Here is a 13392-nt window from a genome sequence, read left to right on the forward strand (position 1 = left end):
GGAGAGATTTATAGCGAATTTTCTGTTTTTTATTATATAAAAATACAATATATCAAAAATATATCAAAATATTTAAATGCGTTCACAAAACCATTACAAGGGTTTAATTCGGGAAAATGGCATGCTACACTAATCAAGGCTTCAAAGATAAGTGACAAGAAGCATCAGATTATTAATATCTCTCTAGACATTATGGTTTAACATATAAAATACGAGAATCACTATTCAACAATATGAATTCAGTGTATTCCAGACAATTAAGGAGCAATACAAAATGAAAAAAACAAGAAAAGCATTACTAGCCTTTACTGCCACTGTCGCACTTTCAACTGCCATTGCTGCACCTACTAGCGCAGCTACTCACCAAGTAAAATCTGGAGATACACTTTGGCAAATTGCACAGGATTATGGAACTACGGTTTCAAGTCTCCAAAGCATCAACGGCATTTCTGGCCATATGATTTATCCTGGCCAAACATTCCAAACTAGCGGAGGTTCTTCTGCAGCTTCCAGCAGCACGAAAGCTCCACAAGTAACACAGGTGAGCAGTCCTACTTCTTCAGTCGCATCTATTGCACAGCAATATATTGGAGTTCCATATGTATGGGGCGGCTCAACACCGGCAGGATTTGACTGCAGCGGATTTATCGCCTATACACTTAACAAAGCAGGCCACAACGTAAGCCGCACAAGCGCAGCTGGTTACTATAACATGGCGACGAAAGTCAGCACTCCACAACAAGGAGATCTGGTTTTCTTCTCCGGAACGTATAAAGCAGGAATTTCCCACATCGGAATTTATGTCGGAAACGGCAAAATGGTTGCTGCCAATAACGGCGGAGTAGAAGTTGTCGACGTATTCGGCCCTTATTGGGGAGACCACTTCACTGGCTACGGCAGAATGTAATAAAATCAATACACAAAACAGACCGGGATATAATTCCTGGTCTGTTTTTTTGCGTCTTTAAATCTGAAAGTACAAAAAAAGCCGGACCCCTAAGGATCCGGCTCTGCTCTATTATTCTTTATTCAACCGTAACGGATTTCGCCAGGTTACGCGGCTTATCAACGTCACAGTCTCTGTGAAGCGCTGCATAATAGCTGATCAGCTGCAACGGAATAACCGATACAAGCGGAGTCAACAGCTCATGCACTGTCGGAAGAACGTGGCTGTCGCCGTCTTCGTTCAGGCCTTCCATTGAAATGATCATTGTGTTCGCTCCGCGCGCCGCGACTTCCTTGACGTTGCCGCGGATGTTCAAGTTTACGGATTCCTGTGTCGCAAGTGCGATAACAGGCGTGCCTTCTTCGATCAAAGCAATCGTACCATGCTTCAATTCGCCGCCGGCAAAACCTTCCGCTTGGATATAGGAAATCTCTTTCAACTTCAAAGCACCTTCAAGGCCGACGAAAAAGTCCATCAAACGGCCAATAAAGAAGCAGTTGCGTGTTGTAGAAAGGAAATCATGCGCCAATTGCTCGATTTCTTCTTTCATGTCAACTTGCGCCTGGATGGCGTTCGCCACAATACCCATTTCCTGCACCAGGTCGAAACCAAGATCGCGTCCGCGAGCTTCTGCAGTCACGGCTGCCAAGATCGCCAATACCGCCAATTGTGCTGTATAAGCTTTTGTGGAAGCTACAGCGATTTCCGGTCCAGCATACAGTAATAGCGTATGGTCAGCTTCGCGTGACAAAGTCGATCCCGCAACGTTTGTGATTGTCAGTGACGGGTGGCCAAGTTCTTTGATGCGTACCAATACCTGGCGGCTGTCAGCCGTTTCGCCAGACTGAGAAATGAAGATGAACAACGGTTTTTCGGAAAGAAGCGGCATGTTATAGCCAAATTCGCTTGCTACATGCACTTCCACTGGAATGCCCGCCATTTTTTCCAAATACTCCTTGCCGATCAAACCAGCGTGATAGCTTGTGCCCGCTGCGATGATGTACAGACGGTCAGCTTCCTGCAAAGCATCAAGGATTTCAGGCTGGATCGTCAATTTCTCGTCCTCGCCCTGATAAGCCTGAATGATTTTGCGCATTACTGCTGGCTGCTCATCGATTTCTTTCAGCATATAATGAGGGTAAGTGCCTTTGTCGATGTCGCTCATGTCGATTTCAGCAGTGAATGGTTCGCGTTCTACTGGTTCACCTTCAAGCGTCAGAATGTCCACGCTGTTTTTACGGACAATTACAATTTCCTTGTCCATCAATTCAACGAACTGGTCTGTCACTTGCAGCATTGCCATAGCATCAGACGCCACAACATTGAAATCTTCTCCAAGGCCGACAAGCAACGGGCTCTTATTTTTCGCAACGAAAATCGTTTGTGCTTCTTCAGCATCAAGCAATGCAATCGCATAAGAACCTTTCATCAATTTCAAGGCTTTGCTGAAAGCATCCTGCGTCGTCATGCCTTCGCCTTCAACAAATTTACCGATCAATTGAACAATGATTTCCGTGTCCGTATCGGATTCCATTTCCACATCAGCCAAATAATCGCGCTGCAGGTGGTGATAGTTTTCGATTACGCCGTTATGCACAATCGTGAAACGGTCTGACGTGTTCTGATGCGGGTGAGCGTTTACCTGGCTCGGCTTGCCGTGCGTTGCCCAGCGTGTATGCCCGATTCCCGTATTGCCGGTAACGTCGCCGTTAACAGCTCCGCGAAGGTCCGCAATGCGGCCTTTTTCCTTGAAAACTGTAATGCCGTCGCCGTTGCGCACAGCAATACCCGCTGAATCATAGCCGCGGTATTCCAGACGCTCAAGGCCTTTCAATAAAATTTCTTTCGAATCTTTTTCTCCAATATACCCAACAATTCCACACATAATTATAGTTCCTCCAATTTTTTCAGTATCAAAATAAGCGTTCGCCATTTTGCGCGGACGCATTCTTGAGCCCATTCATCCTGTTGTACAGCTGATCACTCAGCTGCTTTGAAGATGAACATAACGACCGGGCTTCACGGCCGGGAGGTATCCGCCGAAATCTCGATACTCCTCCTCCTCGTCTACTGGAAAATGACTTGTCCGTCCGATTTCTCCAGTACAGGCGCTTCAACTAGTTTCCTTATACGCTTTACTACTATCCCCCTTTTTATGCGGCCTTAAACAGGCTACTATATCATACCTTTTCCAATTACCTTAGTCAATCGTCCCTAAGTCCTTAGACAAAGCTGTATTAATATCGAATAAACAATAAAATTCGATTGTTCGGCCTCTCTAAAAACTAAGATATTTGTATTTCTGTTAATTTGTTTACCAATGCCTCAAAATAAAAAACCGCTCCGATAGCATTACAGCTTCGGAACGGTTTAGATTATTAATGGATAAGAAAGGATGATATTTTAAAGTTTCTAATGGCTTTGAAAGAGCGAAGTTTTGTCCAGACTCCAGCGGCCCAGCTCTTCGGGTCATAAGCCAGCCCAGCTGCTTGGTCAGGACCACTTCGCTGTTCTGGCTTATGCCTTTCAGAGCTTAACGGGCGCTGTCGCTTTTCTTATTATTTCATGCCCATTTCAGCACGGACCACTTCTGCAATCCGCTCGACATAGCGTTCGCAATCTTCTTTTGAAGCTGCCTCCACCATGACACGCACTAACGGTTCTGTACCGGAAGGGCGCACAAGCACACGGCCATTGCCGTTCATTTCTGTTTCAACTTCTTCGATTTCAGCAGCCACTTTCGCATTATCAGTCACTGCGTGTTTATCCGTTACACGGATATTCACGAGTTTTTGCGGGAAGATCGTCATTTCAGCTGCAAGCTCGGATAATTTCTTGCCGGTAACCTTCATGATGTTCACCAATTGAAGGCCCGTCAATAATCCGTCGCCTGTTGTATTGTAATCCAGGAAAATAATATGGCCGGACTGTTCGCCGCCAAGATTATAGCCGTTTTTGCGCATTTCTTCGACCACATAACGGTCGCCCACTGCTGTTTTCACACTAGTCATGCCGTTTGATTCCACCGCTTTATAGAAGCCCATATTGCTCATCACAGTTGAAACGACTGTGTCTTTATTCAAGCGGCCTTCTGATTTAAGATACTTGCTGCAGATATACATGATTTGGTCGCCATCGACAATATTGCCTTTTTCGTCTACTGCAATCAGGCGGTCACCATCACCGTCGAAAGCAAGTCCGATGTCAGCGTGTTTCTCCACTACCAGTTCCGCTAATTTCTGCGGATGTGTGGAACCGACCTGGTCATTGATGTTCAAGCCGTTTGGCGAAGCTCCCATTGACGTGATATCCGCATCAAGATCGGCGAATACATGCGTCGCCAAAGTTGAAGTGGCACCGTGTGCACAGTCAAGCGCCACATGGATGCCGTCAAATTCTTCATCAACTGTCTGTTTCAAATATTGGATATATTTTTGTCCGCCTTCAAAATAACTGGTGATGGCGCCAAGGTCGCCGCCAGTTGGACGCGGCAGCGTATCTTCTTCCATATCAAGCAAAGCTTCGATTTCAGCTTCCTGCTCATCGGAAAGTTTATAGCCATCCGAACCAAAGAACTTGATGCCGTTGTCTTCAACTGGATTATGCGAAGCCGAGATCATGACACCCGCTTCTGCGCTCATCACGCGAGTCAGGTATGAAACACCTGGAGTACTGATGACGCCGAGGCGCATCACTTCCGCTCCGACACTCAATAACCCGGCAGCCAAAGCGCCTTCGAGCATTTCGCCTGAAATACGGGTATCGCGTCCGATAAGAACTTTCGGTTTATCTTTCGAGCTTTTCGTTAATACATATCCGCCAAAGCGGCCCAGTTTAAATGCAAGTTCCGGTGTCAATTCACTATTGGCAACGCCGCGAACTCCATCTGTTCCAAAATATTTTCCCATGCTATTATTCTCTCCTTAAATCCAATGCAATATCGGATAATAATGCCTATCTTATACGGATGGTTGCAGCGAACGGCTAACTCAGCCCTTCAATTTCTACAACACTCTATATGGTCCCAATTTTTCCACTGCATCTACATATACCACAAATTCTTCCACATTCAAACTTTCCAGTATTTCTGCTGTTCTGTAAGCAATTAAAGCAGATGTACCTTCAGCGTGAGCGGGAACAACGGTTTCATTGTTATCCTTCGAATCTTCAGCTTCTTCAGAAAGACTGCCGAAAAACAGCTTATCGGCAGAATCACCGTAATCTATCGTGGTGGAACTAATATCTTCGGGAATCAGTACAGATTCATCCACATCGATTTCAGCTTCTACTATTATGCTTCCCGGATCCACGGAACTCGTTCCTTCCGGAGCCGCGAGATCCACTTCAATTGCCGTATCCGTCAGCGTTACACCGCTGATATTCACTTCGACTTCATATTCTTCAATCGCATCAACGATATTCTGCGGGCCTGAAATCTTGACGGTATCGACTTCCGTTTCAATTTCCTCCACAGAAATCCCTTCGCGTGCTGTTCCTGTCTGGCTTAGCGATATCGGAACTTCTTTGCTGTATTCTTCAATCACAGCTTCGACTTCCACCACTTCCGGCTCAATCGACACATTATCCAGTTTCGTTAAGTCATTGGCAAGAACACGGACTCTCGCTTCTCTTGTTACAGAAGAATTCAAGCCCGGTTCTTCCGTTACCGTCGCTTTTACAAAGCTGATGGAATCAATGACACTTTTCGGTCCGCTGACTGTTACTGTGTCCGGATCTGCAGAAATGCTCTTCAGTACAAATCCTTCAGCAATCAGACGCTCATTCAATTCTGCATCAATTTTAAATTCCTGGGAAACGCGTTCTTCGATCTGCACATTCAAGAAAGTCGGATCTATCCGGACTCCCAATTGCTCGGAGATATTTTCCGTTTGGACGCGCACGCGGTGCTCCCCGAGCTGCAGATTACGTAAATCCACAAATACAGTAAAGTCTTTTATCTGTTGAGTGGTCTGGACCATGCTGTTGGGTCCTGTAATATGGACATCGACTGTCGCGGGTACACCGCTGACCATCAGACTTGTATCATCGTAATAGACTTCGAGTGGCACATCTTCAATGACTTCCGTCATCGTATTGCTGGCCGCTGAGTTACTGTTTTCTTCTTCCGCTTTTACGGAAACGAACATGAGAAGGGCTAGCAATAATGCAGTAATCCTCAAAAACCAAGGGTTGTCCATCATTTTATCCATTCTTTTTTCCCCTCCAGTTCCACCAGGAAGAAGTTTCGTTCTGCTGCTCTTCACCAAACCAAATACGACGGAGTTTCACTTCAAAATCCTCAAGTGATAAATTACGGTGCAAATCACCATTGGCCGTCAAGCTTATGGCGCCTGTCTCTTCCGACACGACAATCGTAATGGCATCCGTCACTTCACTGATTCCAAGTGCCGCACGATGGCGTGTTCCAAGTTCTTTGGAAATAAACGGACTTTCCGATAAAGGAAGATAGCACGCTGCCGCCGCCACTCTGTTCTTCTGGACGATAACGGCTCCATCGTGAAGAGGTGTATTGGGGATGAAGAGGTTTATCATCAACTCTGACGTTATGTCTGAGTTCAAAGGTATTCCTGTTTCAATGTACTCACTCAATCCGGTCTCACGCTCTATGGATATCAGTGCACCAATACGCCTTTTCGCCATATAACTGACGGATTTTGTCATGGCTTCAATCAGGCGGTTGCGCTCTGATTCTTCATTTAATGTACTGCTGGAAAAGAGCTTTCCGCGCCCTAATTGTTCAAGCGCCCGCCGCAATTCCGGCTGGAAGATAATGATAATCGCCAGGAAACCCCAGTTCAACACTTCCTGCATAATCCAGCCGAGTGTTTGCAGATTCAATGCCTGCGTAACCAGGTGGACGATAATAATGACAAAGATCCCTTTTAACAACTGGACTGCTTTTGTCCCTTTAATAATCGTTATCAATTTATATAAAACGAACCAAACTAATAAAATATCAGCTATATTGACTATGAGTTCGAGTGGTGTTAGGTTAAAAATATTCTCCAAAAACGGCATCTGCAACCCTCGCTTTTCTACATCTGCATAAAATAAGTATATCATAAATCATTCTGGCCATGCTTTCATATGCCGCGAAAAAGCCTATTCGAATCTGGGCGCAGGAGTATAGACAAAAAAATCCGTCCCCAAAGGGACGGATTTATTCGCCGATCATTGCGTCTTCATTATTAAAAATGGAGGCCGCGTCTTTGAAACCATTTTTGATGGTATACCATAACCAGTCGAAAACCTGGTCGATCTCTTCCACTTCACCAGTAATCACACCACTTGAAGCCATGTATTGGCCGTTTACAACGGTGACGTCTCCGTGAAGTTCCCCGTCGACCCGCAGATCACCGTTTCTTACCGTGATGTCACCAGTCACCACTTCACCTTCCGGTACAATTACGGTGTTCCCCTCCACTACAACATTCGGCTGCTTCGTAAAGGAGAATTGCTGTTCATTATTGAAGTCCGAGAACAAAACAGCGCTCATCATTACAAAGAAAATCGCAGCAGCCGTCAACAGCGGATGCTGTTTAAACCAGCGCTGGGCGCCCGAACGCTGTTTCTGTTTTGGCAGTTTGTTCATCGTGGCTTCGACGAAGCCTTTTGGCGCTTCTATATGGGATGCACTCTGGACGAATGCAATCGTCTTGTTCAATTCATGATATATCTTCTGACAATCTTGGCAGGTAGCCAGATTTTCTTTCAACACCCGTTCTTTGGATGGTTCAAGGTCACCGTCTAAATAATCGTTCATATACTGGACGATGTAATCCGGACATGTCTTCATCCTGCTCGCCTCCTACAAATTGCTTAATTGCTTCCGCAAGGCTTCTCGCCCGCGGTGTATGCGTGTTTTCACCGTGCCAAGCGGCAAATCCAGAATTTCGCTGATCTCCGCCAGCGGCAATTCTTCAATGTACTTTAATACAATAGCTGCCCGGTACTTATCTGGCAAGCGGCTGATTTCATATTGTACCCGCTCCTGGACTTCCATCTTCACCAATTCGTCTTCGGGAAGCTGGTCGTCGTTGGCAATGCTCGAATACATATTTAAACCTTCTGCCCCACGCACTTCTGCATCCAGATGATAATCCGGCTTTTTCTTTCTGATCCGGTCGATGCACAAATTTGTAGCTATACGATAAAGCCAAGTGGAGAATTTCCTTTTCTGATCGAATGTATGAATATTGACATAAGCACGCATGAAAGCTTCCTGAGCTATATCTTCGGCTTCGTGTTTATTGCCGAGCATACGATAGCAAATTTGATACAGCTGGTGCTGATACAATTCTACAATCTCTGCGAATGCGTCCTGGTCGCCTTTGATGACTTTTGCTATTCTCTTGTTCACTAACGCATCCATGATCTCATTTCCCTCCGCCTATGCGGCTATGTTTTATATACGTATGGTTTATAGAAAGGTTTCATTTATTTTTCTCTTTTCTATGGTATCAAATATTACCCAAATAAATCCATCTAATTTTCATACGAAATAACCAAAGGGATGTTTCTTATTTCTTATAAATTCTTTTCACAACAATAAAAAACAGGCTTTCGCCTGTTTTAAAGTAGTTTTTCGCCGAGCAATGAACCAATTAAAGCCACTGCCACGTCTGCTGTTCTATTTTTTTCATCCAGAATCGGATTGACTTCGACAAATTCAGCGGATGTGATGATTCCTGCATCATGCAGCATCTCCATCGCCAAATGGCTTTCCCGGTAACTGATGCCGCCTGGAACCGGAGTCCCGACGCCTGGTGTATATAGAGGGTCGATGCCGTCAAGATCCAATGATAGATGGACACCGTCTGTTCCCCGCTCTTCTTTTAAATAACGGATTGAATCTTCAATAACGAAATCCATACCCATCTTATCGATCTCATGCATGCTGTAAACTTTGATGCCGCGCTCACGGATTAATTCACGTTCGCCCGGATCTACAGAACGCGCGCCGATGATGACGATATTCTCCGGCTTCACTTTTGGTGCGAATCCGCGAATCTGCGTTAACTTCTCATGGCCATGGCCAAAACTTGCTGCAAGTGGCATACCGTGGATATTCCCCGATGGCGACGTCTCACTCGTATTCATATCCGCATGCGCGTCATACCAGATAACACCCAGGTTTTCGTGATTCGGAGAGATGCCGGCAAGTGTTCCGATAGCGATACTATGGTCTCCGCCAAGTACCAGCGGGAAATTCCCTGTTTTCGTAACAGCCTGCACTTTTTCACCCAGTGCTTCCATTGCTTCGGTGATGACCGTCATATTGCGAAGGTTCGTATCCGTATCGACTTGTCCATCTGCGTGACCTACTTGGATATCCCCTTCATCCTTAACAGTATGCCCGAGGTTTTCAATGCGATCCACCACACCCGCATAGCGGATTGCGCTCGGTCCCATATCAACTCCGCGGCGATTTTGTCCGTGGTCCATTGGTACTCCAATAATTGACACATTTAATTTATTCATGTTTTTATACCCCCTTGAGTAGTTAAACCTATTGTAACCGCTAACAACAACATGGCTCAACTGCACAAGATTACGTATTTTTATTCATTCGTTTCAGCAATAATTCTTTTACTGCCGGCCATTCTTCATCAATTATCGAATAGACGACAGCGTCTCTCGGCTTGCCGGTCGAACGGATGCGTTCGTTGCGCAGCGTCCCTTCCTTTACTGCCCCTATGGCTTCAAGCGCTTTCTGCGAGCGGATATTTTCCTTGTCCGTTTTAAACTGTACCCGTATCATTCCGCGCTCTTCAAAACAATAAGTGAGCAGTGCATTTTTCACCCGGCTGTTCAATCCGCTGCCATGCATTTCTTCCGCATAAAAAGTTGAACCGATCTCACAGCTTTTATTCGCGTCGTCGATTGCGTATATGCGAGTCGTTCCGACTATTTTCCCGGTGTCCGGCTGTTCTACACCAAACACCAGCACGTTCGACTGGTTTAATCCGGCTTCCAACCAGCCCGCTAATTGCTCGAACGTCTCGACTTTTATCAGCATGTGCTCGAAAATACCCGGTGTATGCAACTTCCACAGGGCTTCGAAATCTTCCCGCTTCAATAAACGCAAGCGTACGCCTGGTTGTTCGATAATCATTTAAATTCCCCCTTAACCAAAATATACCGCCTGGATTCTTTCTAAAAACTCTTTTTCCAATTCATTCTTTTCCTTACAGAGAAAATAAGTTGCCACTTCAGGAAGCGAGAACAAACCAAATGGCGCTTCCAATAGACGCCCTTCAATCAACTCCCTGCGCACCATCGACCTTGGCAAAAATGATATCCCAAGCCCTTCCTGTATAAAGCGCTTGGCAATATGCGCCTGTGTCACAGTCATCGTCCGCAAACCAGGCACTTTCAGGTTTAATTTCACCAACAGTTCGTTCCAAAATACCGGGTGATGATGGATGAAAAGATAATGGGAACGGAGCATCGCTTCATCGGAAATTACCGGCCCCGATTCGTCATCGTAAGCGTCCCGTGGCACTACAAAAACAAGCTCGTCTTTATATACCACTTCACTGTGCAGCACTCGGCTCACCGGATGGATGGCTGAAATTCCAGCACTTACTTCCCCAGTCTCCACCAGCCCTTCAATCTTTTCAGATTCCTCCACCCGTATAACCAGCTCCAAATCCGGATGCTGCTTTGTGAAAGACTTCAATAGATAAGGCAGCACCGTCTCCGCCATCAAAGGAGAAATCGCCAGCACCCACTTCTTGCGGTATCCCTGCGCAAACGAATGGACATTTTCCACACTCTGCTCCAACTGCCGCAGCAGCTTATCCGCTTCCCCTTTGAACAACTTGCCTTCCTCCGTCAGCGATACCCGGTTCTTCTGCCGCTGGAATAAAACCACTCCGAGGCTTTCTTCAAGCAGACGGATGTGAACAGTAACACTCGGCTGCGACATCAGCAGCCTCTCGGAAGTCTTACGGAAATTCAGCGTCTCTGCTGCATCAGCAAAAGTCTTTAACCATGCCAAGTCGATAATGATCACTTCCTCATTGATTAATATTTTGAATTGATTTAATTATAAATCATTAATTTTCATAATCAATCTCTCCGGGTAAACTTTAAGAAAAGGAGGAATTAACATGTTCCAAAAAGGTTTGAAAGATGTTGTGGCTGTACAGACGAAAATCGCTTCAGTAGATGGTGAGAAAGGCGAATTGCGGTACCGTGGAAGACTTGTTGAGAAGGCGATTCAACATAAAAGTTTCGAAGAAACTGCATACTTTCTATGGCATGGAGAATTTCCGGCAGCAAACCAGGCTCAGGAGTTGAACCAGCAATTCCTGAGGTACCGGAAACTTCCTTCCCACGTTGAAAAAATTGCTGTAGAGCTGCCGAAGACTGCTCCACTCATGGATAAAATGCGGACTCTTCTCTCAGCTTATTATAATGAAGAATATATTTCATTGTCCCCATATGAACAGGCAACCGCACTCACTTCCGCGTTGCCCGTTATGACCGCCCTGCTTTATCGGCTTCAAAACGGCTATGAGATAATTCGCTCGAATGACAAACTTGGGCACGTCGCCAATTATTTATGGATGCTCAAAGGAGAAGAGCCCAGCGCCGCACAAATTGAAGCTCTTGAAACATATTTGAAGCTGACGATGGAGCATGGCATGAACGCTTCCACCTTCGCTGCCAGAGTCACCGTTTCCACTGAATCGGATATGGTGGCAGCTGTCACTTCCGCACTCGGCACAATGAAGGGACCATTACACGGAGGGGCGCCTTCCGGTGTCATCACCTTGCTCAATGAAATCAGTGCAGAGGATGATATCGATTCAGTGATCAACGGCAAACTGGAAACGGGAGAAAAAATTATGGGCTTTGGCCACCGTATATACCGAACCGAAGATCCGCGCTCAATTCTCCTGCGCCGAAAATGCCTTGAACTTCAAGGCAGTGATCCTTGGCTGGATCTCGCAGTAGATGCCGAAAAACGTATTATCCATTTGCTTAATGAACGAAAACCAGGACGCGCGTTGTACACCAACGTGGAATTCTACGCCGCAGCTATTATGCGTTCCATTGAAATGCCGCCTGAATTATTTACGCCTACATTCAGTATCGCGCGGATCGTCGGCTGGACAGCCCACACCATCGAACAACAGGAAGATAACGTGATTTTCCGTCCTCAATCGATTTATGTCGGGAATTAAGAAAAGCGACGGTACCCGTTTAGCTCTGAAAAGCATAAGACAGACCAGCAGAGTGGCGCTCTTTGCCACGGCAGCTGGGTTGGCTTATGACTCGAAGAGCTGGGTCGCCGGAGTCTGGACACCAGAAAAGCGCAAGCGCCCGTTAAGATTCGAAAGGCATAAAAAAATCCCGTATCCAATTGAATGGATACGGGATTTTTACACATGGATAGTACAAATACACATGGAACAATGGAGCCTAGGGGGCTCGAACCCCTGACCTCGACGCTGCCAGCGTCGCGCTCTCCCAGCTGAGCTAAGGCCCCGCGCTGAACAGGCGCAAGGAAATTAAAGATGAGCCATGAAGGATTCGAACCTTCGACCCTCTGATTAAAAGTCAGATGCTCTACCAACTGAGCTAATGGCTCATAAAAAATGGCTGGGGTACCTGGATTCGAACCAGGGCATGACGGGATCAAAACCCGTTGCCTTACCGCTTGGCTATACCCCAATGCCAATATAAAACTGGTGGTGGGGGGCAGATTCGAACTGCCGAACCCGAAGGAGCGGATTTACAGTCCGCCGCGTTTAGCCACTTCGCTACCCCACCGATATGAAATTTGGAATACTACATGGTGGAGGATGACGGGATCGAACCGCCGACCCTCTGCTTGTAAGGCAGATGCTCTCCCAGCTGAGCTAATCCTCCATTATTAAAATTACCATCTTCGTTTGATAATTTGGTGACCCCTACGGGATTCGAACCCGTGTTACCGCCGTGAAAGGGCGGTGTCTTAACCGCTTGACCAAGGGGCCTTAATGAATAATTATGTAACCCATGTAAAGAAACTTCATTTTTAAAATAAAAGCTTCCAACCGGGTTCGAACCGGTGACCTCTTCCTTACCATGGAAGCACTCTACCTGCTGAGCTATGGAAGCAAGGCAAAAGAATCTCGGAACAAAAATAAAACATAGAATAGCCCAGCGACGTCCTACTCTCACAGGGGGAGACCCCCAACTACCATCGGCGCAAAAGAGCTTAACTGCCGTGTTCGGGATGGGAACGGGTGTGGCCTCTTTGCCATCGTCACTGGACTATGTTTGAGTGCTTGCGCCCTCAAAACTGGATACAACGGACATTGAAACGGTTGAATGCAAAGTGAATCATAAAGTATTGGTTAAGTCCTCGATCGATTAGTATTCGTCAGCTGCACGTGTCGCCACGCTTCCACCTCGAACCTATCTACCTC

Annotated in this window: 11 protein-coding genes, 7 tRNA genes and 1 rRNA gene; 2 read left to right on the forward strand and 17 right to left on the reverse strand. The window is 46.2% G+C overall.

Annotated features, from left to right (window positions below):
* Window positions 1-274 precede the first annotated feature (274 nt).
* Window positions 275-907 (forward strand): C40 family peptidase, encoded by a 633-nt coding sequence (locus tag DP120_RS14420; RefSeq protein ID WP_112224364.1) that lies wholly within the window; start codon window positions 275-277, stop codon window positions 905-907.
* 118 nt (window positions 908-1025) lie between these two features.
* Here DP120_RS14420 and glmS read toward each other — a convergent pair whose 3' ends face one another.
* From glmS to DP120_RS14465, 9 genes are all read right to left on the reverse strand, one after another.
* Window positions 1026-2831 carry a glutamine--fructose-6-phosphate transaminase (isomerizing) gene (glmS, locus tag DP120_RS14425; protein ID WP_112224393.1) on the reverse strand — a complete coding sequence of 602 codons (1806 nt, stop codon included), beginning with the start codon at window positions 2829-2831 and terminating at the stop codon, window positions 1026-1028.
* A 673-nt stretch (window positions 2832-3504) separates the two neighbouring features.
* Window positions 3505-4854: a phosphoglucosamine mutase gene (gene glmM, locus DP120_RS14430; protein WP_112224365.1), complete on the reverse strand. Its 1350-nt coding sequence runs from the start codon at window positions 4852-4854 to the stop codon at window positions 3505-3507.
* A 96-nt stretch (window positions 4855-4950) separates the two neighbouring features.
* Entirely contained in the window at window positions 4951-6156 is a 1206-nt protein-coding gene (locus DP120_RS14435; protein WP_112224366.1) for a CdaR family protein, read from the reverse strand.
* Entirely contained in the window at window positions 6149-6985 is an 837-nt protein-coding gene (gene cdaA / locus DP120_RS14440) for a diadenylate cyclase CdaA (RefSeq protein WP_112224367.1), read from the reverse strand. Before cdaA ends, DP120_RS14435 begins: the two co-directional genes overlap by 8 nt.
* A 142-nt stretch (window positions 6986-7127) precedes the next feature.
* Window positions 7128-7763 (reverse strand): anti-sigma factor family protein, encoded by a 636-nt coding sequence (locus tag DP120_RS14445; protein ID WP_112224368.1) that lies wholly within the window; start codon window positions 7761-7763, stop codon window positions 7128-7130.
* A gap of 12 nt (window positions 7764-7775) precedes the next feature.
* A complete protein-coding gene (gene sigW / locus DP120_RS14450; RefSeq protein WP_112224369.1) occupies window positions 7776-8339 on the reverse strand; it encodes an RNA polymerase sigma factor SigW in 564 nt (187 codons plus the stop codon).
* Window positions 8340-8539: 200 nt separating this feature from the next.
* Entirely contained in the window at window positions 8540-9448 is a 909-nt protein-coding gene (rocF, locus tag DP120_RS14455; protein WP_112224370.1) for an arginase, read from the reverse strand.
* 70 nt (window positions 9449-9518) lie between these two features.
* Complete coding sequence (locus DP120_RS14460) at window positions 9519-10082, reverse strand: GNAT family N-acetyltransferase (protein WP_112224371.1); 564 nt, start codon at window positions 10080-10082, stop codon at window positions 9519-9521.
* 12 nt (window positions 10083-10094) lie between these two features.
* Entirely contained in the window at window positions 10095-10970 is an 876-nt protein-coding gene (locus tag DP120_RS14465; RefSeq protein WP_240612024.1) for a LysR family transcriptional regulator, read from the reverse strand.
* Window positions 10971-11082: 112 nt separating this feature from the next.
* On the opposite strand from DP120_RS14465, the gene DP120_RS14470 reads away from it, so the two are divergent.
* Window positions 11083-12162 (forward strand): citrate synthase/methylcitrate synthase, encoded by a 1080-nt coding sequence (locus DP120_RS14470; RefSeq protein ID WP_112224372.1) that lies wholly within the window; start codon window positions 11083-11085, stop codon window positions 12160-12162.
* 232 nt (window positions 12163-12394) lie between these two features.
* On the opposite strand, the gene DP120_RS14480 is transcribed toward DP120_RS14470, so the two are convergent.
* The 8 genes from DP120_RS14480 to rrf all read right to left on the reverse strand — a co-directional run bounded on the left by DP120_RS14480 (window position 12395) and on the right by rrf (window position 13237).
* A tRNA-Ala gene (locus DP120_RS14480) sits at window positions 12395-12467 on the reverse strand.
* A 29-nt stretch (window positions 12468-12496) separates the two neighbouring features.
* Window positions 12497-12569 (reverse strand) — tRNA-Lys (locus tag DP120_RS14485).
* 8 nt (window positions 12570-12577) lie between these two features.
* Window positions 12578-12652: transfer RNA gene (locus DP120_RS14490), tRNA-Gln, on the reverse strand.
* Window positions 12653-12667: 15 nt separating this feature from the next.
* Window positions 12668-12751 (reverse strand) — tRNA-Tyr (locus DP120_RS14495).
* A gap of 23 nt (window positions 12752-12774) precedes the next feature.
* A tRNA-Val gene (locus tag DP120_RS14500) sits at window positions 12775-12850 on the reverse strand.
* Between the two features lie 32 nt (window positions 12851-12882).
* Window positions 12883-12957, reverse strand: a tRNA-Glu gene (locus DP120_RS14505).
* A 51-nt stretch (window positions 12958-13008) separates the two neighbouring features.
* Window positions 13009-13081: transfer RNA gene (locus tag DP120_RS14510), tRNA-Thr, on the reverse strand.
* Window positions 13082-13121: 40 nt separating this feature from the next.
* Window positions 13122-13237: ribosomal RNA gene (rrf, locus tag DP120_RS14515) — 5S ribosomal RNA — on the reverse strand.
* Window positions 13238-13392 lie beyond the last annotated feature (155 nt).

Origin of the sequence: Planococcus halotolerans, assembly GCF_003289955.1 — a bacterium.
In the GTDB taxonomy this organism is placed as follows: Bacteria; Bacillota; Bacilli; order Bacillales_A; family Planococcaceae; genus Planococcus; species Planococcus halotolerans.